Source organism: Methylobacterium thuringiense (genome assembly GCF_022179645.1).
Lineage (GTDB): Bacteria > Pseudomonadota > Alphaproteobacteria > Rhizobiales > Beijerinckiaceae > Methylobacterium > Methylobacterium thuringiense.
The window spans coordinates 17455-41703 of the sequence record NZ_BPRA01000005.1 but is presented as its reverse complement, the minus strand read 5'-3'; the positions used below and the strand labels follow the sequence as shown (position 1 = coordinate 41703).

Sequence of the window (24249 nt, the reverse complement as noted above, 5' to 3'; positions counted from 1 at the left end):
TATCAGGCCGCGCGAACCGTCGCCAGGAAGCGCGAGACTTCGCTGCCGAGATGCTCGGACTGACGGGAGAGTTCTCCCGCCGAGCTGAGCACCTTAGAGGCGGCTGCGCCCGTCTCCTCGGCGGCGCTGGCGACACCGGCGATGTTGCTCGTCACTTCGCTGGTGCCGCTGGAGGCCTGGGCGACGTTGCGGACGATCTCCTGCGTCGCGGCGCCCTGCTCCTCGACGGCGGCGGCGATCGCGCTCGCCACCACGTTGATGTCGCGGATGCGGCCGGCGATGGTGCCGATCGCCGAGACGGCCTGACCGGTCACCGCCTGGATGTGGCCGATCTGGCCGGAGATCTCGTCCGTCGCCCGGGTGGTCTGGGCGGCGAGTTCCTTGACCTCCGCCGCGACCACCGCGAAGCCGCGGCCGGCTTCGCCCGCACGGGCCGCCTCGATCGTGGCGTTGAGCGCGAGCAGGTTGGTCTGGCCGGCAATGCTGGAGATCATGCCGACCACGTCGCCGATCCGGGCGGCGGCTTGGGTCAGCTCCTGAACGAGCCCGGCCGTCTGGTCGGCCTCGCCGACGGCGGCGCGGGCGAGATCCGCGGAGCCGCTGACCTGACGCCCGATCTCCGCGACCGAGCTGCCGAGTTCTTCCGCCGCCGCAGCCACGGTCCCGACATTCGAGGCGGCCTCCTCGGCGGCGGCAGCGACGGTGGTGGATTGCGATGCTGTCTGCGTAGCGGTCGCAGTCATGGTCTGCGCGGTGGCCTGCAGCTCGGTTGCGGAGGACGAGACCATCGCCACGATGCCGCCGACGGCATTCTCGAACCCGTCCGCGAGCTCGATCATCGTCCGGCGGCGCTCGACGGCGGCGGCCTCGTCGGCGATCTGCTTGCGCTCGGCCTCTTCGGCGGCCTTCTTCGCGACCATCGTCTTGATGGCTTCGACGGCACGTCCCACCGCACCGATCTCGTCGCCGCGTGCCGCCTCGGCGATGTCGGCGTTGATGTCGCCCTTCGCCATGCGCTGCAGGATGCCGACGAGGCTTCCGATCGGGCGGGTGACGCCGAACACCACGACGGCGATGCCGGCGACGATCCCGGCGAGCATGCCCAGCGCGCTCACCACCATCATGGTGTTGCGCGTCGCATCGGTCTGCTCCGACAGGGAGGCGGCACCCTTCTGCATGAAGGTCTGGATGTCGCCCGAGAGTGCACTGATCGAGGCGATGAACGGCAGGAATTCCGGATCGATCGTACGGCGCATCAGATCGGTCGCGGCCTGTCCCTGGCCTTGGTTCAGGAGCACGCGTGCCTCGGTCCAGAAGCCGATCAGGCGATCGATCTTGACCCGAGCCTCGTCGATCCGATCCGCGAAACTCGGAGCCTGGCTGCGCACGTCACCGATGATGGTACGGAGCTGATCCATGGCCGCACCGAACTGCGTGTCCATGCGGCGGAGCTGCTCCGCATTCGGCTCGGTGGCCATACGGGACGCATAGAACTGCGTCTCGAAGAGAAACCGGTTGATCCTGCGTCCGTTCGCGACGGCTGCCGCCTCCTTCCTGATGAAGAGGCCGTAGGCCGTGTCGACCGCGGCCATTTGCGATTGCGCGTACCAGATACACCCGCCAATGATTGCGCCGATCAAGACCAATACCGAAAGTAGCTTCGTCAAGATTTTGAATCGAGCAAGAAATTGCACGGCTGCCCCCATCGAACATAACGGATAACAGTCTTTCCCAGTCCTTGCTTAATGGACCCTTAAAATACTCAACACTCGAATGAAATCGACGTTTTTTGAGAGAACCATGATTGTCGGTTGCAATTATGTATTTAAACAACCATCCATCGCAGCAATAAAATTGCTGGTCTATAAGATATACTTCATTGCAATCTTGGATGACACGCGCACTGCGTGTTTTTGATACAGATATACACCTAAAAATTGATCGAAGTGGAATACCGGCGCGCATTACGAGGGACGGATCCGTCGGCGATCCGTCACCCCGGCGCGCGCGGCATCCGGAACGGCAGCATCAGCCGCACGACCGGGTTCATGAAGCGATCGAGCACGAGGCTCTCGTGGACCGGCCTCACCGCCTCTCCGGCAAGCGTCGAAGAGAGCAGGGAGCGGGCATAGAACGGCGTGTCCTCGAAGGTCCGCACCACCTGTGCCGCGCCGTCGTCGCTGCGCGTCGGCCGGGGAATGCGCCAGAGCCGGGTCGCCGGCACATCGGCCGCGAGCGGCGGGCGGATGTCGCGGCGGCTGCCGTCGCGTCCGAAGTTCAGCGAGAGGTTCTGCCCGGAGCCGTCGCGGCGCTCGACGTCGTAGAGGATGGCGGCGCCGTCCTTCAGGTCGGCCCGGCACCAGCTCCAGCGTGAGAACGACTCGGCCAGCGGCCGGTCGCCGTCGTTGGTGTCGAAATACCCGGTTCCCGTCCAGGACATCGCGGGCTCGTCGAGGGCGACGTCGATCCGGGAGGAGGGGGCCATCGGCCACCAGCGGTGCTCGCCGTGGGTGTCGAGGGTGAAGGGATTCTGGGTGATCCCGTTCGGCCGCACACGCACGGTGCCGCGGATGGCGCGCGGGATCGGCGAGGAGCGCTCGTCGATACGGATGGTCAATTCGGTGCCGTCCCAGGCCAAGGAACTCGGGCCGATGGCGATGTGCTGCGCGTCCCGCGAGAGCTGTGAGCGGCGTCGCTCCGTCATGGCGAAACGGTTGGCGCGCTCGCCGTAGAGCACGACGTTCACGGCGCAATGATCGAACGGGTCCTGCTTCCGGTCCCAGGTGTAGTAGGGCGAAAACACGCTGCCGATGAAGGCGATGATGGTGAGGCCCTGGCGGCCGTCCTCGCTCAGGGCGTCGACGTACCACCAGACATAGCCGCCCTTGGCGACCGGGCCGTCAAAACGCGGTCCGCGAGCAGAGCCTCCGCTGCCAGTCGTCCGGACTGCGCCGCCATCGGCACGCCCGGTCCCGGATGCACGCTGCCCCCCGCCAGGTAGAGCCCCGGTACCTTCGTGCGCGACCCCGGCCGCTTGAACGAGGCCATCCAGCCGTGCGCCGCCCGGCCGTAGAGCGCCCCGCCCGTCGCCGGAAACAGCGCCTCGAACCCCTCCGGCGTCGTCACCGTGGCCGGTTCCGACTCCGCCAGCGTGAGCCCGCACGCCGCCAGGCGCCGGCGCCAATTCGTCTCGCATGTCTCGATCTCCGAGGGCGGAAAGGGCTTCTCACGCCCGTCGGCGGGCGCGTTGACGAGGAGGAGCAGGCGCTCCGGGCGGCCGGGATCGGCGCAGGAATCGCCGCGATCCTGGGCGCAGATATAAACGGTCGGGTCCGCCGGCAGCCGGCGCCGATCGAGGATCTCCGAGAACTCTTCGCGGTAGTCGCGCGAGAAGAACACTGTGTGGTGCGCCAGCGGAAAGCCCTCGGTCCGGGCGTTCAGGCAGAAGGTGACGGCCGAAAGCGAGCGGTCCGAGGGCGCTATGCGGTCGCCGGCCGAGGCCGCATCCGGCCCGAAAAGGCCATGCCCGACGGCGGCGACATCGGCATTGGCGATCACCGCATCCGCCGCGATGCGCTCGCCATCCGCCAGGATGACCCCAGTGGTGCGGCCGCCCCGAGTCTCGATGCGGGCGACCTCGGCGCCGTAGCGGATCGTCGCCCCGTTCTCGATGGCGAGATCGGCGATGGCGCGGGCGAGGCGGCTCAACCCGCCCTCAACCAGCCAGACACCCGCCTGCTCCACATGGGCGACGAGCATCAGTGTGGCCGGTGCCGCGAAGGGTGAGGAGCCACAGTAGGTCGCGTAGCGCCCGAAGAGCTGGCGCAGGCGCGGATCCCGAAAGTAGTCGCCGAGCGCCGACCACAGCGTCGTGAAGGGCTGGATGCGCCAGAGGTCGCCGATGCCCGAGAGGCCGACACGGCGGCCGAGATCGATCGGGCTCGGCCGCGCCCCGCGGATGAACGGGCCTTCGAGGGTGCGATAGACCTCGGCAGCGCGGGCGCAGAAGCGCCGGTAGCCGTCGGCCTCGCGCGGGCCTGCGAAGGCCGCGATGGCCTCGGCCGAGGCGTCGACATCCGCGAAAAGGTCGAGGCGCTCGTCGGCACTCCAGGCGTGGCGGGCGAGCAGGCTCGCGGGCTTGAGCGCAAGGCGGTCGGCGAGCGACGCTCCGCACTCCGAGAAAATTTCCTCGAAGACCCAGCGCATGGTGAAGACGGTGGGGCCGGCTTCGATCGCGGCCCCGCCGACGGGGAGCGACCGCATCTTGCCGCCCGGCGCGGCGCCGCGTTCGAGCAGCGTCACGTCGAGTCCGGCATGGGCCAGCTTCAGGCCCGCGACGAGCCCCGCCACGCCGGCGCCGATCACGATGACGCGGTTTCCAGCCACGAACGCAGGCTCCTCCCCAAAGGCGACGTTGACCGGCCGCTCCAAAGTGTCAATAAAGACTGACACGTTGCTTTGACAACGGACAATGACACAGGGAGAGGCGCGATGGATGCCGGCAGGCGGATCGAAACGGCCCTCGATGCAGCCGTGGCCCACGCGGAAGCGCCCGGCGCGCCGCCGCGTCTCGCGGAAGCCATTCGATACGCCGTGTTTCCCGGCGGCCACCGTATCCGGCCGCGCCTCTGCCTCTCAGTGGCCCGGGCCTGCGGCGACGACGACCCGGCCGCCGCCGACGCCGCAGCCGCCGCGATCGAGTTGCTGCATTGTGCGTCACTCGTCCACGACGATCTGCCCTGCTTCGACGATGCACCGATGCGCCGGCAGAAGGCGTCGGTGCATGTCGCCTTCGGCGAGCCACTCGCCGTGCTCACCGGCGACGCGCTGATCGTCGCCGCGTTCGAGACCCTGGCGCGGGGCGCAGCGCGCCACCCGCAGCGCCTCGCCGCTCTCGTCGGGCTCGTCGCCCGCGCCGCCGGCTCGCCGGCCGGCATTGTGGCGGGACAGGCCTGGGAATCCGAGCCCTACGTCGCGCTCAGCGACTATCAGCAGGCCAAGACCGGCGCCCTGTTCGCAGCCTCGACCGTGGCCGGCGCGGCGGCGGCGGGTGCGCAGCCCCTGCCGTGGCGGCTCCTCGGCGAATGTCTTGGGGAAGCCTACCAAGTCGCCGACGACCTGCGCGACGTCGCCTGTCGCCAGGAAGAGATCGGCAAGCCCGCGGGCCGCGACGCCACCCTCGGCCGGCCGAATGCTGCGGCGCTCCTCGGCACCGACGGCGCCCTCGAGCGGCTGAAGCGGCTGACGCAGGAGGCCATCGAGGTTATCCCGGCCTGCCCGGGAGCCGATGCGCTCCGGGCCGAGATCGAGGCCCAGACTCGGCTGTTCCTGCCGACAAGCCTCGCACATCTGGTTGCGGCCTGAGCCGCGAGATGCCGGCGCTCGCCGCCACGCCTCCCGCTCCGATGCGGCGATCGTGGCGGGAGCGTTGGCTCGCCTTCCGCAACGGCCGCATCGCGAGCCCGGCCTTCCAGCGCTGGGCCACCGGATTTCCGCTCACCCGCGGCATTGCCCGGCGCAATACCCGGGCGCTGTTCGATCTCTGTGCCGGCTTCGTCTACTCGCAGGTACTGTTCGCCTGCGTCCGGCTCGATCTGTTTCGGATGCTGGAGCCGGGCCCGCAGGGCCTCGAGGATCTGGCGCGCAGGCTCGGCCTCCCCAGAGAGCGCGCCGAACGGCTGCTGAAGGCAGCGGCTTCGCTCAAGCTCGTCTCCGCCTTGCCGGACGGCCGTTACGCGCTGGCCGATCTCGGTGCCGCGCTGATCGGCAACCCCTCGGTCGCGGCGATGATCGAGCATCACGCCATGCTCTACGCGGACCTCGCCGATCCGGTGGCGCTGCTGCGCGGCGAAGCCGGATCGACGCGGCTCGCAGAATACTGGCTCTATGCGGACCACGCGCGCCTCGGCGCGGCCGGCGACGAATCGGTCGCAGCCTATAGCGGGCTGATGTCTGCCTCGCAGGCCCTCGTCGCCGAGGACGTGCTCGACGCCTACCCGCTCGACGATCACGCCTGCCTGATGGATGTCGGCGGCGGCGAGGGCGCCTTTTCGGCTGCAGCAGCTCGTCGACACGTTTCGATGAAACTCAAATTGTTCGATCTGCCACCGGTGGCGGCGAGAGCGGCACGCCGGCTCGCGGAACTGGGGCTCAGCGGCCGGGTGGACTGCCTCGGCGGCAGCTTTCACGGCGGCGCGCTGCCGACAGGCGCCGACGTGATCTCTCTCGTGCGCATCGTCCACGACCATGACGATTCCGCTGCCGCGGCGCTGCTGCGCGCCGCCCATTCCGCACTCCCCCCTGGCGGCACGCTCCTCATCGCCGAGCCGATGGCGGGGACGCCCGGGGCCGAGCCGATCGGCGACGCGTATTTCGGCTTCTACCTCCTCGCCATGGGTAGCGGCCGCGCCCGCACCGCCACCGAACTGCAAGACATGCTCACGGCTGCAGGCTTTGCGGAGATCCACGAAATCCGGACCCGTCGCCCGCTGCTCACGCGACTGATCACGGCAAAGAAAGTCGCAAAAGTGTAAAGAGCGCTTGACGCTCTGATATGTCCACGTAGGATGACAACAAGCGATACCGCATACGGACGGAGTCGCAAGCAGGGGTGGAAGATCCAGGACATGGACGCGCTCGCCGTCATCCTCGAACGACCGGAGCAGCTGGCGCTCAACCGCCTGGCCCTGACTCCCGCCGTCGAAGGCGACGCCGTGGTCGCGGTCTCCTGGAGCGGCATCAGCACCGGGACGGAGCGCCTGCTCTGGTCGGGCCGGATGCCGAGCTTCCCCGGCATGGGCTACCCGCTGGTCCCCGGCTATGAATCCGTCGGCACGATCGTCGAAGTCGGCGCCGAGGCTGACCTCAAGGTCGGCGACACCGTCTTCGTCCCCGGCGCACGCTGCTTTGGCGAAGTCCGCGGCCTGTTCGGCGGCGCGGCCTCCCATCTCATCGCCCCGGCCTCCCGCCTCATCGCGGTCGATCCGGCGCTCGGCGACCGCGCCTGCCTGATGGCTCTGGCCGCAACCGCCTATCGAGCGCTCGGCGGGATCGCGCCCGGCACCAAGCCCCTCATCGTCGGGCACGGCGTGCTCGGCCGGCTGCTGGCGCGGCTCACCGTGGCGGCCGGCGCGGAGCCGACGGTCTGGGAAACCAACCCGGTCCGGGCCGCGGGGGATTTCGGTTACGAGGTGATCGACCCGTCGGCCGATCCGCGCCGCGACTACGCGATCATCACCGACGTTAGCGGCAGTGCGAGCCTGCTCGACACGCTGATCGGCCGGCTGGCGCCCGGCGGCGAGATCGTGCTCGCCGGCTTCTACGAGGCGCCGCTTTCCTTCGCCTTCCCGCCCGCCTTCATGCGGGAGGCGCGCATCCGGATTTCCGCAGAGTTCAAGTCCGAAGATCTCGCCGCGACCACGGCACTGATCCAGGGCGGACGCCTCTCGCTCGACGGCCTCATCACGCACCGCGTGCCAGCGCTCCAGGCGCAAGAGGCCTACCGCACGGCGTTCGGCGACCCCGAATGCCTCAAGATGGTCCTCGATTGGAGAGCCTGTTCATGAATGTCCAGCTGAACAAGGCGGCCCTGAACAACGCCCAAGCGCTTCGCGACGAAGCGGCGATCGAGCCGGATCCGGTCTCGACCGCGCCGGTGAAGAAAGAAACCCAGATCATCGCGATCTACGGCAAGGGCGGCATCGGCAAGTCTTTCACGCTGGCCAACCTCAGCTACATGATGGCCCAGCAGGGCAAGAAGGTCCTGCTGATCGGCTGCGACCCGAAGAGCGACACCACCTCGCTGCTCTTCGGCGGCAAAGCCTGCCCGACCATCATCGAGACCTCGACGAAGAAGAAGCTCGCCGGCGAGCAGGTCGCCATCGGCGACGTCTGCTTCAAGCGCGACGGCGTCTACGCGATGGAGCTCGGCGGGCCTGAGGTCGGCCGCGGCTGCGGCGGCCGCGGCATCATCCACGGCTTCGAGCTGCTGGAAAAACTCGGCTTCCACGAGTGGGGCTTCGACTTCGTCCTGCTCGACTTCCTCGGCGACGTCGTCTGCGGCGGCTTCGGCCTGCCGATCGCCCGCGACATGTGCCAGAAGGTCATCGTCGTCGGCTCGAACGACCTGCAGTCGCTCTACGTCGCCAACAACGTCTGCTCGGCGGTCGAATACTTCCGCAAGCTCGGCGGCAATGTCGGCGTCGGCGGCCTCGTCATCAACAAGGACGACGGCACCGGCGAGGCCCAGGCCTTCGCGGACGCGGTCGGCATCCCGGTCCTCGCCTCGATCCCGGCCGACGACGACATCCGGAAGAAGAGCGCGAATTACGAGATCATCGGCAAGCCGGACAGCCGCTGGGCCTCGCTGTTCGAAACCCTCGCGCAGAACGTCGCCGAGGCGAAGCCGAACCATCCGACCCCGCTCTCGCAGGATGGCCTGCTCGGCCTGTTTTCCAGCGAGACCACCGGCCGCAACGTCGTGCTGGTGCCGGCCACGTTCGAAGACATGTGCGGCTCGACCCCGCTCGTGAAGCCGTCCCTCGAAGTCGTCTACGACGAGGTCTGAGCGGATGGCGGTCTCCCTCGACATCGCAAGCCTTCGCGCCCGCCGGGAAACCCCTGCCTCGCGCGTCGCCGCCTCCCAGGGTGCGGAGGCGATCAACCTCGCCGCCACGCAGGGCGACGGGATCGGCTGTCACGCCGGCAAGGACGCGATGCGGGCCTCGGCCGAAGCCGCCGGGATGTCCGAGACCCTGGAGCAGCTGCGGAAAGACTATCCGGCCGGGCCGCACGACCAGCCGCAGAGCATGTGCCCGGCCTTCGGTTCGCTCCGCGTCGGCCTGCGCATGCGCCGCACGGCGACGATCCTCTCCGGCTCGGCCTGCTGCGTCTACGGCCTGACCTTCACCTCGCATTTCTACGGCGCGCGCCGGACCGTGGGCTACGTGCCCTTCAATTCCGAGACGCTGGTGACCGGCAAGCTGTTCGAGGACATCCGCGAGGCGGTGTTCGAGACGGCCAAGCCAGAGGATTACGACGCCGTCGTCGTGATCAATCTCTGCGTGCCCACCGCGTCGGGCGTGCCGCTGCGCCTCCTGCCGAAGCAGATCGACGGAGTCCGCATCATCGGCATCGACGTGCCGGGCTTCGGCGTGCCGACCCATGCGGAAGCCAAGGACGTGCTCGCCGGCGCGATGCTGAAATTCGCCCGCACAGAGGCCGAGCAGGGCCCAGTCCAGGCCCCGCGCGGCGGCCGCTCGGGCAAGCCGACGGTGACGTTGCTCGGCGAGATGTTCCCGGCCGATCCGGTCGTGATCGCTTCGCTGCTGGAGCCACTCGGCCTCGCCGCCGGTCCGGTGGTGCCGACGCGCGAATGGCGCGAACTCTACGCAGCGCTGGACGGCGCAGCGGTGGCGGCGATCCATCCGTTCTACACCGCGAGCATCCGCGAGTTCCAGGCGGCCGGCCGGCCGATCGTCGGCTCTGCCCCGGTCGGCCACGACGGCACGGCCGACTGGCTCGACCGGATCGGGGAGGCCTGCGGCGTCGCCCGCGACGTGGTCGAGACCGCGAAGAACCGGCTCCTGCCCGGCATCCGCGGCGCGCTCTCGGCCATGCCGATCACCGGCCGGATCACGCTCTCGGGCTACGAGGGTTCGGAACTGCTGGTCGGGCGCCTGCTCGTCGAGAGTGGCGCGGATCTGCGCTACGTCGGCACGGCCTGCCCGCGCACGCCCTGGTCGGATGCCGACCGCGAATGGCTCGAAGCCAAGGGCGTCCGGGTCCAGTTCCGCGCCTCGCTCGAAGACGATCTCGCGGCGATGCATGAATACCGGCCGGACCTCGCCATCGGCACGACGCCGGTGGTGCAGAAGGCCAAGGAACTGGCGATCCCGGCTCTCTACTTCACCAACCTGATTTCGGCACGGCCGCTGATGGGTGCCGCCGGCGCCGGCTCGCTCGCCAAGGTCATCAACGCCGCGCTCGCCAACAAGCCCCGCTTCGACGCGATGCGCGACTTCTTCGAGGGCGTCGGCACCGGCTTCGCAGCCGGCGTCTGGCAGGAGACGCCCCAGGCCAAGCAAGGCCCCAAGGTTCAGGTCGCCAAAAAGCACGATCCGATCGGGGAGATGGCCTGATGCTCGTCCTCGATCACGACAGGGCCGGCGGCTACTGGGGCGCGGTCTACGTCTTCACCGCGATCAAGGGTTTGCAGGTCGTCATCGACGGTCCGGTGGGCTGCGAGAACCTGCCGGTCACCTCGGTGCTGCACTACACCGACGCGCTGCCGCCGCACGAACTGCCGATCGTCGTCACGGGCTTGGCCGAGGAAGAGCTCGGCCGTCACGGCACCGAGGGCGCGATGAAGCGGGCGCATGCCACGCTCGATCCGGGCCTGCCGAGCGTCGTCGTCACTGGCTCGATTGCCGAGATGATCGGCGGCGGCGTGACCCCCGAGGGCACCGGCCTGCAGCGCTTCCTGCCGCGCACCATCGACGAGGATCAGTGGCAGGCCGCCGATCGGGCGATCTCCTGGCTCTGGCAGGAATACGGCGCCAAGAAATTCGCGAAGAAGGGCATTCCGGCCCGTCCCGAGCGCAAGCCCGGCGAGAAGCCGCGGGTCAACATCATCGGCCCGGCCTACGGCACCTTCAACATGCCGTCCGATCTCGCCGAGATCAAACGGCTGGTCGAGGGGTTGGGCGCCGAGATCAACCTGACCTTTCCGCTCGGCAGCCACCTCGCCGACGTGCCGAAGCTCGTCAACGCCGATGCCAACATCTGCCTCTACCGCGAGTTCGGCCGGCTGCTCTGCGAGAGCCTGGAACGCCCCTACCTGCAGGCGCCGATCGGCCTCCTCTCGACCACCAAGTTCCTGCGTTCGCTCGGTGAGATCCTCGGCGTCGATCCCGAGCCGTTCATCGAGCGGGAGAAGCACACCACGATCAAGCCGGTCTGGGATCTCTGGCGCTCGGTGACGCAGGATTTCTTCGGCACCGCAAGCTTCGGGATCGTGGCGACGGAGACTTATTCCCGCGGCGTGCGGCACTTCCTCGAAGACGAGATGGGGCTGCCCTGCACCTTCGCCGTCGCGCGCAACGCCGGGGAGAAGACTGACAACGCCGCCGTGCGCGCCGCCATCAAGGCAAATCCGCCACTGGTGCTGTTCGGCTCCTTCAATGAGCGCATGTACCTCGCCGAGTGCGGCGGCCGCGCGGTCTTCGTGCCGGCCTCGTTCCCGGGGGCGATCATTCGGCGGCACACCGGCACCCCCTTCATGGGCTACGCCGGGGCGACCTACCTGGTTCAGGAGGTCTGCAACGCCCTCTTCGACATGCTCTTCCACATCCTGCCGCTCGCCCGTGACATGGATGCGGTGGAGGCGACGCCCTCGCGGATGCACCGCGAGCTGCCCTGGGACGCGGATGCCCGCGAGCAGCTGGGCACGATCGTCGATTCCCATCCCGTCCTGGTGCGCATCTCGGCGGCCAAGCGCCTGCGCGATGCGGCCGAGCGGAGCGCGCGGCGCGAGAACGCCGATGCCGTCGCCCTCGACCATGTCGCGCGCGCCCAGGCCGACCTGTCCATGGGAGCCGCCGCATGAGCGCCGCGACCACCCCCTTTCCCGACCGGCACCTTCGGGTGCGCAGCACGGAGTCCCAGGCCATGCAACGTACGATGTCCTCGCCGTCGCGGCAGCACCAGGAAGCTTTGCAGTTCCGGCTGATCCTGGCGGCGACCTACCCCTTCTTCCTGATCGCGGCCCTGGTGCAGCGCGTGCTGCCCGGCAGCGCCGCGCAGCGTCCCGGCATGCCGGTCGCGCGCCGATCCATTTTTGGCGAAGCCAAGGCCATGGCCGTCTCGGCCATCCCCTTCGCCTTCATGGGCTGACCGGGCGCTTACGCCCGAGGCTCACACCGAATTCTTCCGTCCGGTGGCACGGGGGAAGACAGCCGTGATTGCATCGAGTCACGGCCACGACCCGTCGCTCCTTCTGAAAGGTGCGGCCAACACAAACGGAGGTTCGATCGATGGCTAACGGAGTAACCGAAAGACCGAGCAGCCTATCGGGGCTGACGGAACCTGAAGCCAAGGAGTTCCACGCGATCTTCCTGACGAGCTTCATCATCTTCACGGCGATCGCCGTGGTCGCTCACATCCTCGTCTGGCTGTGGCGTCCGTGGCTGCCTGGACCGCAGGGCTACACCTCCCTCGAGGGTGTGACCCAGACGGCCCAGTCGCTTCTGTCGATGATCGTCTGAGGGGGAGCGCACCATGCACAAGGTTTGGCTTCTGTTCGATCCGCGGCGGACTCTCGTCGCGCTGTTCACCTTCCTGTTCATCCTGGCTCTGCTGATCCACTTCATCCTGCTCAGCACGGACCGGTTCAACTGGCTGGAAGGCGGAAAGAAGTCCGCAGCCAACGAGCATTCGCTCGTCCTGCAGACGATGCCCTCCTGAGGGCGGTGAGCTGCGGCGACGCCCCGCGTCGCCGCGAACCCGCGGACGGGTCGCCGGCCTGACGGTGCCCGCCCGCGGTCGCGAGTCTCCACCGACGAGCCCGATCGGTGATCGTCTCCGGAGACTGCTTTCCGACCGACAAGTTGGCTCCGTGCGACGACCCGATGCGGTCGTTTCACGGCGCCAGCACTCCCCGACGGTCCAGCCCGAAGGTGCCGCGATGGCGATGCTGAGCTTCGAAAGAAAATACAGGGTTCGCGGCGGCACGCTCGTCGGCGGCGACCTTTTCGACTTCTGGGTAGGGCCGTTCTACGTCGGGTTCTTCGGCGTCACGACCCTGTTCTTCGCGATCCTCGGGACCGCATTGATCATCTACGGGGCGGCCCTCGGGCCAACCTGGAACATCTGGCAGATCAACATCGCGCCGCCCGACCTCAAATACGGCCTCGCCCTTGCGCCGCTGAAGGAAGGCGGCCTCTGGCAGATCATCACATTCTGCGCGATCGGGTCGTTCGTGTCCTGGATGCTGCGCGAGGTCGAGATCTGCCGAAAACTCGGCATCGGCTACCACGTGCCCTTCGCCTTCGGCGTGGCGATCTTCGCCTACGTGTCGCTGGTGGTGATTCGGCCGTTCCTGATGGGCGCCTGGGGCTACGGCTTCCCCTACGGCATCTTGAGCCACCTCGATTGGGTGTCGAACACCGGCTACCAGTATCTGCACTTCCACTACAATCCGGCGCACATGCTGGCGGTGTCGTTCTTCTTCACGACGACCTTCGCCCTGTCGCTGCACGGCTCCTTGATCCTGGCCTCGACCAATCCGCCCAAGGGCGAGACCGTGAAGACCCCGGAGCACGAGGACACCTACTTCCGCGACACCATCGGCTACTCGATCGGCACGCTCGGCATCCACCGGCTAGGCCTGTTCCTGGCGCTCTCGGCGGGCTTCTGGAGCGCGGTCTGCATCATCATCAGCGGGCCGTTCTGGACCCGGGGCTGGCCTGAATGGTGGGGCTGGTGGCTCAATCTTCCGGTCTGGCGTTAAGGGGGCTCGCAGACGATGGCCTACTACCAGAACATCTTCACCCAAGTGCAGGTCCGGCCCCTCGTGCCGGAGCAGGGAGTTCCCGTCTCGACCGACAATCGCATCGGGAAGCCCTTCAACAGCTACCTGGCCGGCCTCTTCGGCAACAGCCAGATCGGCCCGATCTACGGCGGCTATATCGGCATCCTCTCGGGCGTCTGCTTCCTGATCGCCTTCGAGATCATCGGCCTCAACATGCTGGCCTCGGTGAACTGGGATCCGGTGCAGTTCGTGCGCCAGCTGCCCTGGCTCGCCCTCGAGCCGCCGCGGCCGGAATACGGGCTCAAGATCCTGCCGCCGCTCAACAAGGGTGGCTGGTGGCTGATCGCCGGCTTCTTCCTGACGACGTCGATCCTGCTTTGGTGGGTTCGCATGTACCGCCGGGCCCGGGCGCTCAAGATCGGGACCCACGTGCCCTGGGCCTTCGCCTCGGCGATCTGGCTCTACCTGGTCCTCGGGTTCATCCGGCCGGTTCTGATGGGCTCGTGGAGCGAGGCGGTGCCCTTCGGCATCTTCCCGCACCTCGATTGGACCGCCGCGTTCTCGCTGCGCTACGGCAACCTCTTCTACAATCCGTTCCACATGCTCTCGATCGCCTTCCTCTATGGGTCGACGCTGCTGTTCGCCATGCACGGCGCGACCATCCTGGCGACGAGCCGCTACGGAGCGGAGCGTGAGATCGACCAGATCGTCAGCCGCGGCACGGCTACCGAGCGGGCCGCCCTGTTCTGGCGCTGGACCATGGGCTTCAATGCCACCATGGAATCGATCCACCGCTGGGCCTGGTGGTTCGCGGTCCTGACGACGCTTACCGGCGGCATCGGCATCATCCTCACCGGCACCGTCGTCGACAACTGGTACCTCTGGGCGGTGAAGCACGGCGTGGCGCCGTCCTACCCCCAGGTCTTCGGTCCGGTGACGGATCCCCTCGGAGCCTCGGGAGCCACGCCATGAAGAGCCTGCTCATCGTCGCGGGCGTCGTCGTCGCGGCCTTCCTCACCATCGCTCAGTTCGGCACGGCGGGCTGGAGCTTCCCGCCCATCGCCGCCCAGCAGCACGGCTTCCGCGGCACCGGGATGGATCAGATCCAGACCAAGCGGGAGGCCGTGGCGCTCAAGGACGCCAACAAGGCCCCGGAGCCCGCGGAGCCAGCGGATGCCGGCGGCGACAAGGCCGGGACGACCTACCAGAACGTCCAGGTCCTGAAGGATCTCTCGACCGAGCAGTTCAACCGGGTGATGACCTCGATGACGGAGTGGGTCGCCCCCGAACAGGGCTGCACCTACTGCCACAACACCGAGAACATGGCCTCGGACGACCTTTACCAGAAGAAGGTCGCCCGGCGGATGCTGCAGATGACCCAGTACATCAACAGCGATTGGAAGGAGAAGCACGTCAACGGCTCCGGCGTGACCTGCTACACCTGCCACCGCGGCCAGCCCGTGCCGAAGAACATCTGGTTCGAGAACCCCGGCCTGACCGCCAAGGGCCTGACCCAGCCGCGCAACAACGGGCAGAACATGGCCTCGGCCGAAGTCGGCCTTGCCTCGCTGCCCTACGACACCCTGACCGAGTATCTCGGCAAGAAGGACGTGAACGAGAACGCGATCCGGGTGAACGCCACGACGGCTTTGCCCGAAGGCAAGGGCAAACCTATCCAGGAGGCCGAGAAGACCTACGGCCTCATGATGCACATGTCGCAATCGCTCGGGGTGAACTGCACCTACTGCCACAACACCCGGGCGATCTCGCAATGGTCCCAGAGCACACCGCAGCGGACGACGGCCTGGTACGGTATCCGCATGGTGCGCGCACTCAACGGCGACTATCTCGAGCCGTTGAAGGGCACGTTCCCTCCGAACCGCCTTGGGCCGACGGGTGACGTTCCGAAGGTCGGCTGCGGCACCTGTCATAACGGCCAGCCGAAGCCCCTGAACGGTGCCCACGTGATCGACGCCTATCCGGAACTCGCCAAGGCCACGGCATCGGCGGCCGACGCGACGCCGCCCGCGGCATCGCCCCCGGCAGACATGCCGAAATGAGCGCTGCCGGGTGGGAGAGTTTCTCACCCGCCCGGCAAGCATCGATCGAGCGGCCGTCGGGCATCGCCCCGGCGGCCGTTTCGTTTGGCATGGATGATGGCCACGTCTGCGAAGCCGGACGCCGGACTCGGTCCCACGGGCGTTTTGGTGAGACGCGCGGCCTTGCCTGTGCGCCACCGTCTCTGGTAAGGCGACCGTCTTTCCGCGATGCGTGGTCTGCCATCGCCGGGGTGCCCCCGCGGCATCCCGCCCATCCCGATACCCGAACGACAGGCGGCCGGGCAGCCCGCGCCGAGTGGACACCAATGAAGATCCGCAATTCGCTCAAGTCGCTGCGCGGCCGTCACCGCGACAACCAGCTCGTGCGCCGCAAGGGCCGCGTCTACGTCATCAACAAGACCCAGAAGCGCTTCAAGGCGCGCCAGGGTTGATCCGCAGCGCCCGCGCGTCACGCGGGCGCGTTGACGGCGGGACCCGCGGCGTGACAGCTTCGGGTCGATGATGTTCGATAGAGCCGGCTATTTGCTTGTTTCCCGTCTCGGGCTCGCCGTCTGCCTCGCCTTCGTGCTCGGTGGATCGGCGACGATTGCGTTGGCGAAACCGGCGCCCGAGCGTGAGCGCAAAGCGCATCCTCCGGTCTCCCTCGATGATCTGTACGTGCGTCTGAAGGAAGCTGACGATCCGGCAGAAGCCAAGGGCATTGCCGGGCTGATCGAGCGCAGGCTCGCACGCTCCGGCAGTGCCACCGTGGACCTCCTGACCGACCGGGCTCGGGAGGCGATGGCGGGCAACGACGTGCCGCTGGCCGTCGAGTTGATGGACCGGGCCGTGGCGCTGGAGCCGACCTGGTCCGAGGGCTGGAACCGCCGGGCTACGCTGTTCTTCCGGCTATCCGATTCTCCGAGTGCCATCGCCGATCTCGAACGGGCTCTCGTCCTCGAGCCGCGCCACTTCGAGGCCTGGGCGGCGCTGGGCAAGCTCTACCTCGCCGATGACGACAAGCGCCGTGCCCTCGAGGCCTTCCGGCGGGCGGAGAACATCTACCCGCAATGGGACGTGTTGAAGAAGGCGATCGAGCGGCTCGCACCCGACGTCGACGGCCGCGATCTCTAAGCAAACTCCATCGTCGCGGGCTCCATGGGCACCCTGAAAGGCGTCGCAGCGTTTACCGGCGGCGCTGTGGCGTTGTTCGTCGGATTGCTGGTCGCGGCGCTCGCGGCGGGTGCCGGCGCTACCGTGTTGATCGCATCCCACATCGAAACGCTCTATCCGCCGGCCGGCCGGTTCGTTCCGGTGCGGGGAGGGCGGCTCGCGGTTCTGGAGGCCGGCCCGACCGAAACTGCCCGCGGGACCGTCGTTCTGTTGCACGGCGCGTCGGCCAGCGCAGCCGATCCGATGGAAGGCGTCGGACGCACTCTGACGAAGCGGGGCTATCGCGTCATCGCCTTCGACAGGCCGGGCTTCGGCTGGAGCGACAGGCTCGGGGGCGCCGAGGCGGCCTCGCCGGCCTTCCAGGCTGCGGCGATCGGGGAGGCGCTCGATGCGATGCAGGTCGGCCCGGCGATCGTGCTCGGGCATTCCTGGTCCGGCGCGCTGGCATTGCGCCTCGCCCTCGATCGCGCCGACCAGGTCTCGGGCCTGGTACTCGCCGCGCCGGTGGCTCTGCCGTTTCCGGGCAAGCAACTGCCATGGTGGGGCAGGCTGGCGCTGCAGCCCGCCGTCACGGCGTTTCTCGTGCGGACCGTCGTGGTTCCGATCGCCTGGTGGTATCTGCCTAAGGCGGCGAAGGGCGCGTTCGCGCCGCAGGCGATGAGCGAGCGCTATGTCGAGCGTAGCCGCGCGCCGCTGATCCTGCGGCCGGGCGCGGCGCTCGCCAACCTCCAGGACCTCGCCGGGCTGCCGGACGCCCTGCGCGAGCAGGCGCCACGCTACGGCGACATCCCGATCCCGACCGTCGTGGTCGCGGGCGATGCCGACCCGGTCGTCCGGTTCCAAACCCAGGCTGCGCCGCTGGCGGAGCAGATCCCGGGAGCGCGGCTGGTGCGCCTGCGCGGTGTCGGCCACATGCTGCACTACACGGCGACGGACGCCCTCGCCGACGCCGTGGACGATGTGCAGGCGAAGCTCGCAAGCCCGCCTGCACCGTGATTCAGATCAGGGCGGCGTGCTCGCGGGTGACGTAGGCGATCCGCACCATGTTCGTGGCGCCGGGCGTCCCGAACGGTACGCCCGCCACCACGATGACCCGGTCGCCGATCACCGCGAAGTCTTCGCGCAGCGCGAACTTCGCGGCGCGGAACGCCATGTCGTCGACGTCGCTGGCATCCTTGGTGACGATCGGATGCGTCCCCCAGACGATGGCGAGGCGACGGGCCGTCTCGCGCTTCGGGGTCAGGGCGATGATGCTGGCATTCGGCCGCGAGCGGGCGAGGCGCTGCACGGTCGAGCCCGAATGAGTCCAGGCCATGACGGCGCGCAGGTTCAGCGCCTCGACGATCTGGTGGGTCGCAGCGGCGATGGCGTCCGAGACGGTGGCGTCGGGCTCGGAGCGCTGGGCCGTCAGGATCGACCAGTACAGCGCATCGCGCTCCACCTGCTCGGCGATGCGGCTCATCGTCGAGATCGCCTCGACCGGAAAATCACCGGCCGCGCTCTCGGCCGAGAGCATCACCGCGTCGGCACCCTCGTAGACGGCGGTTGCGACGTCGGAGACCTCGGCGCGGGTCGGGACCGGAGCCGTGATCATCGATTCGAGCATCTGCGTCGCCACGACGACCGGCTTGCCGAGCCGGCGCGCGCCGCGGGTGATGCGCTTCTGCACGCCCGGCACCTGCTCCAGCGGCATCTCCACGCCGAGATCGCCGCGGGCGATCATGATGCCGTCGGAGATCTCGATGATCTCGTCGAGGCGGGTCAGCGCCTGCGGCTTCTCGATCTTGGCCATCACCAGGGCGCGGCCGGCGCAGACCTTCTTGACCTCCGCCACGTCCTCGGGCCGCTGTACGAAGGAGACCGCGATCCAGTCGGCGCCGGCGTTCAGCCCGGCTTCGAGGTCGGCGCGGTCCTTCTCCGTCATGGCCGGCACCGGCAGAACGGTGTGGGGCAACGACACGCCCTTACGGTTCGAGATCCGGCCGCCGACGTCGACGCGGGTGACGGCACGGCCTTCGCTGACCTCCGTCACGTGCAGCCTGAGCTTGCCGTCGTCGATGATGACCGCGTGGTTCGGCTCGAGGGCCGCCAGGATCTCGGGGTGGGGCAGGAAAACGCGGTGGACGTCGCCGGGCGTCGGATCGCTGTCGAGAACGAACGTGGCGCCGTTCACGAGCTCGGCCGAGCCCTCCGCAAAGGCGCCGACGCGCAGCTTCGGGCCCTGCAGGTCGACCAGAATCGCGATCGGGCGACGCGCCTCGCGCTCGATGGTGCGAATGATCTCGACCTTCTCGGGCAGCTTTTCCCGGGGAAGGTGGCTCATGTTGAGCCGGAACACGTCGGCTCCCGCGTGAAACAGCTTGGCGATCATCTCCGGCGTGTCGGAGGCCGGCCCCAGGGTTGCGACGATCTTGGTACGGCGTGCGCGCTTCACTCGTTTTCCTCCATGCCCGTTAGGACCCGGCGGAGATCGGACTGCGACCGCGGGAACGGCCCGGCGATGGGGCGCCGCAAGGCGCCGGCGGCCGGACGAAGACTTGGCGGCCACAAGCCCCTTCGAGGTCCGCGCGTCAAGGTCCGGAACGCGGGAGAGAGTCTGTCGGCACGTCACGCACGGCTCGGCCTCCCCGCGAGCGTTACGCTCCGGCGGCATGGCCCAAACTGTCACGAGGGTGGACGCGGGACGCCGCGGAACCACTCTGTGGTTTGTAGAACTCGGTCCCACGGCGTCCCGCGGCCCGCTGGTGCGGGCCGACGACGTCACGGTGTCTTCTCACAGGCCCATGACTCGACGCGAGGACGCTCTTGTCATCCTCACGGATCGGCATTTCAGCCTCACCGTGCGGCCTCTCGGCCGGCGGGGCGTCCCGCACCCGCCTCGTAGTGGGCGGGTGGATCGAAGGCTCTCGGTGTGCCGCGAGGGTCCCGGGTCCGGCGATCAAAGTCGCGTACCCGTCCCACAGCACCTTGCGTCACAGGCTCTGCCCGAGGCGGTGGGGCATCCGGACCACCGACGCAGGCACCGTCTCGCATCCCCGCAGCGCTTCGACCCGGTCCGCCGAAGCGCCTCCCTCCATGGGGGCGAGCCAGGGGAAGGAACCATAGAATAGGAATTTTGTCAAGAACAAAAGGCGAATACCGAAATGTTAGGGCTCTCGCCAATGGTTCGGCGCGTGGTGTCGATCGACGGTCTCGAGCGGGCGCAGACCGACATGTCGGTCAGCGCCAAGGATCGCACACGCGGCGCGTCCGGCACAATGAACCGGCGGAGGCACGTCCCGAGCACTGGAATCGCGCGCTCCTCAGCCCTCGACGAAAGGCCCTCGTTCCGGTCGAGTCCCCGGAGCGGCCGCCCATCCGTCCCTAAAACCAGAAAGCGAAAGCCGGCCGGACGCCCGACAGACCCCGGCGCCCCTCGAAAGCGCCCCGAAACGGCTCCGTTTGAACGCTTGAGGCAACAGTGTGGCTTGCAAGCCATAGTTGATGGGCCGAGCTTTGCCGTATTGTCGGATCACGTTGATACCTGGGGATGGACACACCGTGATGAAGAAGCTTCTCTTGGCCGGCGCCGCGATGGCGCTCCTGACCACCGCCGCTTCCGCCGCCGACCTGCCGCGCCGCGCCGAGCCGCCGGTGTTCGTGCCGATCCCCGTCTTCTCCTGGACCGGCTTCTATGCCGGCCTGCACAGCGCCTACGCCTTCACCGACAACCAGAACATCCGCACGACCGGCAACGCGCTGGCGACGCAGGCGAACGTCAACGCCGGCTTCCGGCCCGCCTCGCTCAAGAGCGAAGTCGACGGCTTCTCGAAGATCGGCGGCGGCATGGGCGTCAACTACCAGCTGACCCCCGGCACAGGCTTCGTCGTCGGCGCGGCCTTCGACATCAGCTGGACCGACCTTCAGAAGAACGTCGGCTTCGTCGGCGGCTTCAATCCGGTCGCCACCGGGCCCGGCAACAACGCCAGCGTCTACACGCAGAACCTCGACTACCTCGGCACCCTGAACGGCAAGCTCGGCTACGCCTTCGACCGGTTCCTGGTGTACGGGACCGGCGGTCTCGCCTTCGGCAACGTCTCCTACGGCGCGACCTTCTTCGGCACGCAGGGCAACGTTCCCGCCTTCCCGACGCAGTTCACCGGCGGCTACGACGTCAACTTCGAGACCGGCTACAACTATGGTGGCGGCGTCGAGTACGCGATCCCCGCCGACAGCTTCCTGAGCAGCTTCTCCGTCGGCCGGCTCCTGGGCCTCAAGTCCGACGTGACGATCAAGGCCGAGTATATCCGCTACGATCTCGGCGGTCGCTCCATCAGCGTCCTGAACGCTGCGGGCGGTGGCTACACCTCGCGCTTCAGCACCGAGGGCAGCATCGTTCGCGCTGGCTTCAACTACAAGTTCGGCGGCTGATCCGGCTTCACGCCGACATCGACTTCCAAACGAAAATCGGGCGGGCGCTCTTCGGAGCCCCGCCTTTTTTCGTTTGGATCTGCAGTGCGTTGGACGGAAGCGGACCGTCACGGCGGGAGTGGCGAACCGGCCCAGGGCGAGATCGACGGCCGGTGGTATGGGAGAACGCGCCCTACCGCCGGGAAAGCGCGCTACGGAGCGCCGCCGAGCGGCTGGCCGGGATCGGTCAGCTGGATCGTCCAGCTCTTCTGCTCGCCGGTATCGACCTCGATGAAGCCGTTGCGGTCGTAGCCGCGTGCCAGACAATCCTCGACGCCGCGGATGGTGAAGGCGGTGTCGCGGGTGCACATCATCGAGCGGCCGCTCCAATCCCCGCCTCGGGTGAAGTCGACGGCGTAGATGTAGTAGAACCGAGCCGCGAGGGCGCCCTTGAGCAGGGTCTCGCAATCCTTCGGCTTGAGGTCCCACCAGCCCTCGGTGACCCAGCCCTGCGGATCGCGATAGCCGACCGTCACGCCGACCTTGCTGCCGGTGAGATTGCACATGCGCAGGTCGGCCATGGCCGGCCCGACGTTGCCCGCCAGGACGCACACCACGATGCTCGCCCGCGTCAGCATCGTATGCATCCCACGTTCGGCCCGGCCACGCAGGGCCGGACGATGAGCGATGACGACCCGGGGATCTGACAAAAAATCAGCCGACGAGGATGATGCGGCAGTCGTTGACATTGGTTCGGGTCGGGCCGGGCTGGACGAGGTCGCCGATCGTCGCGAAGAATCGCGTCGAATCGTTGTCCGCGAGCATCGCGGCCGGATCGAGACCCTTTTCGCGGGCACGGGCGAGAGTCGTCGGGTCGACGAGGCCGCCGGCCGGATCGGTGGCCTTGCCGCGGCCGCCATCGGTGCCGTCGGTGTCGGCGGCGATGCCGGCGATGCCCTCTTCGCCGTCGAGGGCGAGCGCGAGGGCAAGCGCGTATTCCTGGTTCGGACCGCCGTCGCCCTCGCCGCGGATCGTCACCGTGAGTTCGCCGCCGGAGATCAGCGCGACCTTGCGGCCGGCCGCCTTCATTTCGCGGGCGAGCTTGGCATGCTCGGCCGCGACCTCGCGCGCCTCGCCCTCGCAATCGGCGCCGAGCATCACCGGCTCGTAGCCGGCGGCCTTGGCGGCGGCGGCGGCGGCCTCCAGCGCGTCGATCGGCCGGGCGACGATGCGGTACTCGGCCCGTGCGAAGGCCGGATCGCCGGCCTTCGGGGTCTCGTTGGCGGGGTCGGTGAGGAGCGCGCGCGCCGACTCGGGCAGGGTGATGCCGCGGCGCTCGCAGATCGCCAGCGCGTCGGCCAGTGTCGAGGGGTCGGGCACGGTCGGCCCGGAGGCGATCACCGAGGGATCGTCCCGCGGCACGTCGGAGATCGCGAGCGTCAGGATCCGCCGGGCGTTCTTCGCGGCGACCGCGAGGCGGCCGCCCTTGATCCGCGAAAGATGCTTGCGGACGCAGTTGATCTCGTCGATCGGCGCGCCCGAGCGGAGCAGGGCCTTGGTGATCCCCTGCTTCTCTTCGAGCGTGAGGTTGCCGGCCGGCGCGATCCAGTTGGCCGAGCCGCCGCCCGACAGCAGTACCAGCACCTCGTCGTCGGGGCCGGCCTGGGCGGCGATGGCCAGCGCATCCTTGGTCGCCGCGATGCCGGCGGCGTCGGGAACCGGATGCCCGGCCTCGACCATGCGGATGCCCGGCGCATCCTCGCCGTAGCCGTGACGCGCCACCGCGAGGCCCAAAATGCGCTCCTCCGGCACCCCGTGTTCCTGGCGGTAGAACCGGCTCGCCATCGCTGCCATGCTGCCGCCGGCCTTGCCCGCGCCGAGAATGATCAGCCGGCCCGGAACCGGCGGCGGCAGCTGGCCGACCAGGCACTTGCTCGGATGCGCCGCCGCGATCCCGGCATCGAGAAAGTCGGTCAGCAGCTGGCGCAGGTCGCGGATGGCGGGCACATCGGGGGAGGGGGCGGTCATGCGGGCGTCCTCGCAGCGGTCTTTTTGCACTGGTCTCGGCAGACGGTTTCTGCCGGGCGCCCTGTCCGAGCGCGGCTTGGCTCCCGCCATGCCCGAGCCTGCCCGCGACGGCAAGATTTGCAGCCGAGATTCGAACGGCATCGATCCCGCATGGCTTTCAAGACTGTCGTTTGTAAGCGATCGGCCCAGATAAGACCCATGCCCTCATCCGCTGCCCGCCGCGCCCCCGCTCCCGACCCGACCGAGCATCCCGAGCACCCGGTCGAGACCATCGCCGGCGATCCGGGTCGCGGGCTGTTGATCCTGTGCGACCACGCCTCGAACCATGTGCCGGACGATCTCGATCGCCTCGGCGTGCCGGAACACGAGTTCGGCCGCCACATCGCCTACGACCTCGGCGCGGCGGCGGTGACGCGGCAGCTCGCCGGCCTGCTCGGGGTGCCGGCGGTGCTGACGCGGTTCTCGCGACTGGTGATCGACCCGAACCGGGGCCGCAAGGATCCGACGCTGGTGATGCGGCTGTCGGACGGGGCCATCGTCCCCGGCAACGCCCGCATCGACGCCGACGGCGTGGCCGAGCGCATCCGCCGGTTCTACGCGCCCTACGACCGGGCGATCGATGCCGCCGTGGCCGAGGCTCAGGCCGCCGGGGCGCCCCCGATGATCCTGACCATGCACAGCTTCACCCGGTATTGGCGCGGCGTGGCGCGCCCCTGGCATGTCGGCATCCTCTATGACGGCGACGAGCGCCTGAGCCGTCCGCTGATCGCGGGCCTGCAGGCCGACCCGGCCGGACTCGTCGTCGGCGACAACGATCCCTATGGCGGCGGCCTGCCCGGCGACACCGTCGACCGCCATGCCACCGCCCGCGGGCTGCCCAACGCGCTCGTCGAGATCCGGCAGGATCTGCTGCTCAGCGAGGCCGGCATCGCGGAATGGGCAGAGCGCTTCGCGAAACTGATGCAGCCTTTGATCGGACACCGCGTTGATGCGGCTGCCGCCCCCTGAAGCGGCGGATCGAATCCGTGCACACGCGGGAATTGTCAGCCCGGCATGCTTGAGTCTATGAGCCCCGTCCCCGCATCCCCGAAA

The 24249-nt window shown here is 68.4% G+C and carries 23 protein-coding genes; 17 read left to right on the top strand and 6 right to left on the bottom strand.

Annotation, left to right across the window (positions count from 1 at the left end):
• Nucleotides 1–2: 2 nt before the first annotated feature.
• From MFF07_RS05685 to crtD, 3 genes are all read right to left on the bottom strand, one after another.
• Nucleotides 3–1592, bottom strand: coding sequence for a methyl-accepting chemotaxis protein (locus MFF07_RS05685; protein WP_373322249.1), 1590 nt, complete (start codon nt 1590–1592; stop codon nt 3–5).
• A 401-nt stretch (nt 1593–1993) separates the two neighbouring features.
• Entirely contained in the window at nt 1994–2854 is an 861-nt protein-coding gene (locus MFF07_RS05680) for a carotenoid 1,2-hydratase family protein (protein ID WP_147820375.1), read from the bottom strand.
• Nucleotides 2851–4386, bottom strand: a complete 1536-nt coding sequence (gene crtD, locus MFF07_RS05675) for a 1-hydroxycarotenoid 3,4-desaturase CrtD (protein WP_147820363.1) — start codon at nt 4384–4386, stop codon at nt 2851–2853. Before crtD ends, MFF07_RS05680 begins: the two co-directional genes overlap by 4 nt.
• A 105-nt stretch (nt 4387–4491) precedes the next feature.
• Here crtD and MFF07_RS05670 point away from each other — a divergent pair, with 105 nt between their 5' ends.
• From MFF07_RS05670 to MFF07_RS05600, 15 genes are all read left to right on the top strand, one after another.
• Nucleotides 4492–5364 carry a polyprenyl synthetase family protein gene (locus tag MFF07_RS05670; protein ID WP_238231066.1) on the top strand — a complete coding sequence of 291 codons (873 nt, stop codon included), beginning with the start codon at nt 4492–4494 and terminating at the stop codon, nt 5362–5364.
• A gap of 8 nt (nt 5365–5372) precedes the next feature.
• Nucleotides 5373–6533, top strand: coding sequence for a methyltransferase (locus MFF07_RS05665; RefSeq protein WP_238231064.1), 1161 nt, complete (start codon nt 5373–5375; stop codon nt 6531–6533).
• Nucleotides 6534–6626: 93 nt separating this feature from the next.
• Nucleotides 6627–7565, top strand: a complete 939-nt coding sequence (gene bchC / locus MFF07_RS05660) for a chlorophyll synthesis pathway protein BchC (protein ID WP_147817289.1) — start codon at nt 6627–6629, stop codon at nt 7563–7565.
• Complete coding sequence (locus MFF07_RS05655; RefSeq protein WP_147817290.1) at nt 7562–8566, top strand: chlorophyllide a reductase iron protein subunit X; 1005 nt, start codon at nt 7562–7564, stop codon at nt 8564–8566. Before bchC ends, MFF07_RS05655 begins: the two co-directional genes overlap by 4 nt.
• Before the next feature lie 4 nt (nt 8567–8570).
• Complete coding sequence (bchY, locus tag MFF07_RS05650) at nt 8571–10139, top strand: chlorophyllide a reductase subunit Y (RefSeq protein WP_147817291.1); 1569 nt, start codon at nt 8571–8573, stop codon at nt 10137–10139.
• Nucleotides 10139–11605, top strand: coding sequence for a chlorophyllide a reductase subunit Z (bchZ, locus tag MFF07_RS05645; RefSeq protein ID WP_147817292.1), 1467 nt, complete (start codon nt 10139–10141; stop codon nt 11603–11605). Before bchY ends, bchZ begins: the two co-directional genes overlap by 1 nt.
• A gap of 74 nt (nt 11606–11679) precedes the next feature.
• Nucleotides 11680–11892 (top strand): hypothetical protein, encoded by a 213-nt coding sequence (locus MFF07_RS05640; RefSeq protein ID WP_373322259.1) that lies wholly within the window; start codon nt 11680–11682, stop codon nt 11890–11892.
• Between the two features lie 140 nt (nt 11893–12032).
• Nucleotides 12033–12263, top strand: coding sequence for a light-harvesting antenna LH1, beta subunit (pufB, locus tag MFF07_RS05635; RefSeq protein WP_147079002.1), 231 nt, complete (start codon nt 12033–12035; stop codon nt 12261–12263).
• A 13-nt stretch (nt 12264–12276) separates the two neighbouring features.
• Nucleotides 12277–12462, top strand: a complete 186-nt coding sequence (gene pufA, locus MFF07_RS05630; protein WP_147079000.1) for a light-harvesting antenna LH1, alpha subunit — start codon at nt 12277–12279, stop codon at nt 12460–12462.
• Between the two features lie 220 nt (nt 12463–12682).
• The gene (gene pufL / locus MFF07_RS05625; protein WP_147817293.1) at nt 12683–13507 is read left to right on the top strand and encodes a photosynthetic reaction center subunit L; all 825 of its coding nucleotides are present in this window, start codon (nt 12683–12685) and stop codon (nt 13505–13507) included.
• Between the two features lie 15 nt (nt 13508–13522).
• Nucleotides 13523–14500 (top strand): photosynthetic reaction center subunit M, encoded by a 978-nt coding sequence (gene pufM / locus MFF07_RS05620; RefSeq protein ID WP_147817294.1) that lies wholly within the window; start codon nt 13523–13525, stop codon nt 14498–14500.
• Nucleotides 14497–15588 (top strand): photosynthetic reaction center cytochrome PufC, encoded by a 1092-nt coding sequence (gene pufC, locus MFF07_RS05615; protein WP_147817295.1) that lies wholly within the window; start codon nt 14497–14499, stop codon nt 15586–15588. The genes pufM and pufC overlap by 4 nt, the downstream gene beginning before the upstream one ends.
• A 305-nt stretch (nt 15589–15893) precedes the next feature.
• Entirely contained in the window at nt 15894–16019 is a 126-nt protein-coding gene (ykgO, locus tag MFF07_RS05610) for a type B 50S ribosomal protein L36 (protein ID WP_003601867.1), read from the top strand.
• Nucleotides 16020–16086: 67 nt separating this feature from the next.
• On the top strand, nt 16087–16701 hold the full coding sequence (locus tag MFF07_RS05605; RefSeq protein WP_238231062.1) for a tetratricopeptide repeat protein: 615 nt from the start codon (nt 16087–16089) through the stop codon (nt 16699–16701).
• Nucleotides 16702–16725: 24 nt separating this feature from the next.
• Nucleotides 16726–17736: an alpha/beta hydrolase gene (locus tag MFF07_RS05600; RefSeq protein ID WP_147817296.1), complete on the top strand. Its 1011-nt coding sequence runs from the start codon at nt 16726–16728 to the stop codon at nt 17734–17736.
• Nucleotide 17737: 1 nt separating this feature from the next.
• Here the strand turns inward: MFF07_RS05600 and pyk are convergent, their stop codons facing one another.
• A complete protein-coding gene (gene pyk, locus MFF07_RS05595) occupies nt 17738–19174 on the bottom strand; it encodes a pyruvate kinase (protein ID WP_147817297.1) in 1437 nt (478 codons plus the stop codon).
• Between the two features lie 1109 nt (nt 19175–20283).
• Here pyk and MFF07_RS05590 point away from each other — a divergent pair.
• Entirely contained in the window at nt 20284–21150 is an 867-nt protein-coding gene (locus MFF07_RS05590; RefSeq protein ID WP_147817298.1) for an outer membrane protein, read from the top strand.
• 191 nt (nt 21151–21341) lie between these two features.
• Here MFF07_RS05590 and MFF07_RS05585 read toward each other — a convergent pair whose 3' ends face one another.
• Both MFF07_RS05585 and MFF07_RS05580 read right to left on the bottom strand, forming a co-directional pair.
• Nucleotides 21342–21767: a DUF1036 domain-containing protein gene (locus MFF07_RS05585; protein ID WP_306424625.1), complete on the bottom strand. Its 426-nt coding sequence runs from the start codon at nt 21765–21767 to the stop codon at nt 21342–21344.
• Between the two features lie 76 nt (nt 21768–21843).
• Nucleotides 21844–23157: a glycerate kinase type-2 family protein gene (locus tag MFF07_RS05580; protein WP_147817300.1), complete on the bottom strand. Its 1314-nt coding sequence runs from the start codon at nt 23155–23157 to the stop codon at nt 21844–21846.
• A 198-nt stretch (nt 23158–23355) separates the two neighbouring features.
• Here MFF07_RS05580 and MFF07_RS05575 point away from each other — a divergent pair, with 198 nt between their 5' ends.
• Entirely contained in the window at nt 23356–24165 is an 810-nt protein-coding gene (locus tag MFF07_RS05575) for an N-formylglutamate amidohydrolase (RefSeq protein WP_147817301.1), read from the top strand.
• The last annotated feature ends 84 nt before the right edge of the window (nt 24166–24249 follow it).

Coding starts and splice junctions, on each gene's coding strand:
- MFF07_RS05685 (WP_373322249.1), bottom strand. CDS start 1,592: ATGGCCGCGGTCGACACGGCCTACGGCCTCTTCATCAGGAAGGAGGCG.
- MFF07_RS05670 (WP_238231066.1), top strand. CDS start 4,492: ATGGATGCCGGCAGGCGGATCGAAACGGCCCTCGATGCAGCCGTGGCC.
- MFF07_RS05665 (WP_238231064.1), top strand. CDS start 5,373: ATGCCGGCGCTCGCCGCCACGCCTCCCGCTCCGATGCGGCGATCGTGG.
- bchC (WP_147817289.1), top strand. CDS start 6,627: ATGGACGCGCTCGCCGTCATCCTCGAACGACCGGAGCAGCTGGCGCTC.
- MFF07_RS05655 (WP_147817290.1), top strand. CDS start 7,562: ATGAATGTCCAGCTGAACAAGGCGGCCCTGAACAACGCCCAAGCGCTT.
- bchY (WP_147817291.1), top strand. CDS start 8,571: ATGGCGGTCTCCCTCGACATCGCAAGCCTTCGCGCCCGCCGGGAAACC.
- bchZ (WP_147817292.1), top strand. CDS start 10,139: ATGCTCGTCCTCGATCACGACAGGGCCGGCGGCTACTGGGGCGCGGTC.
- MFF07_RS05640 (WP_373322259.1), top strand. CDS start 11,680: ATGTCCTCGCCGTCGCGGCAGCACCAGGAAGCTTTGCAGTTCCGGCTG.
- pufB (WP_147079002.1), top strand. CDS start 12,033: ATGGCTAACGGAGTAACCGAAAGACCGAGCAGCCTATCGGGGCTGACG.
- pufA (WP_147079000.1), top strand. CDS start 12,277: ATGCACAAGGTTTGGCTTCTGTTCGATCCGCGGCGGACTCTCGTCGCG.
- pufL (WP_147817293.1), top strand. CDS start 12,683: ATGGCGATGCTGAGCTTCGAAAGAAAATACAGGGTTCGCGGCGGCACG.
- pufM (WP_147817294.1), top strand. CDS start 13,523: ATGGCCTACTACCAGAACATCTTCACCCAAGTGCAGGTCCGGCCCCTC.
- pufC (WP_147817295.1), top strand. CDS start 14,497: ATGAAGAGCCTGCTCATCGTCGCGGGCGTCGTCGTCGCGGCCTTCCTC.
- ykgO (WP_003601867.1), top strand. CDS start 15,894: ATGAAGATCCGCAATTCGCTCAAGTCGCTGCGCGGCCGTCACCGCGAC.
- MFF07_RS05605 (WP_238231062.1), top strand. CDS start 16,087: ATGATGTTCGATAGAGCCGGCTATTTGCTTGTTTCCCGTCTCGGGCTC.
- MFF07_RS05600 (WP_147817296.1), top strand. CDS start 16,726: ATGGGCACCCTGAAAGGCGTCGCAGCGTTTACCGGCGGCGCTGTGGCG.
- MFF07_RS05590 (WP_147817298.1), top strand. CDS start 20,284: ATGAAGAAGCTTCTCTTGGCCGGCGCCGCGATGGCGCTCCTGACCACC.
- MFF07_RS05585 (WP_306424625.1), bottom strand. CDS start 21,767: ATGCTGACGCGGGCGAGCATCGTGGTGTGCGTCCTGGCGGGCAACGTC.
- MFF07_RS05580 (WP_147817300.1), bottom strand. CDS start 23,157: ATGACCGCCCCCTCCCCCGATGTGCCCGCCATCCGCGACCTGCGCCAG.
- MFF07_RS05575 (WP_147817301.1), top strand. CDS start 23,356: ATGCCCTCATCCGCTGCCCGCCGCGCCCCCGCTCCCGACCCGACCGAG.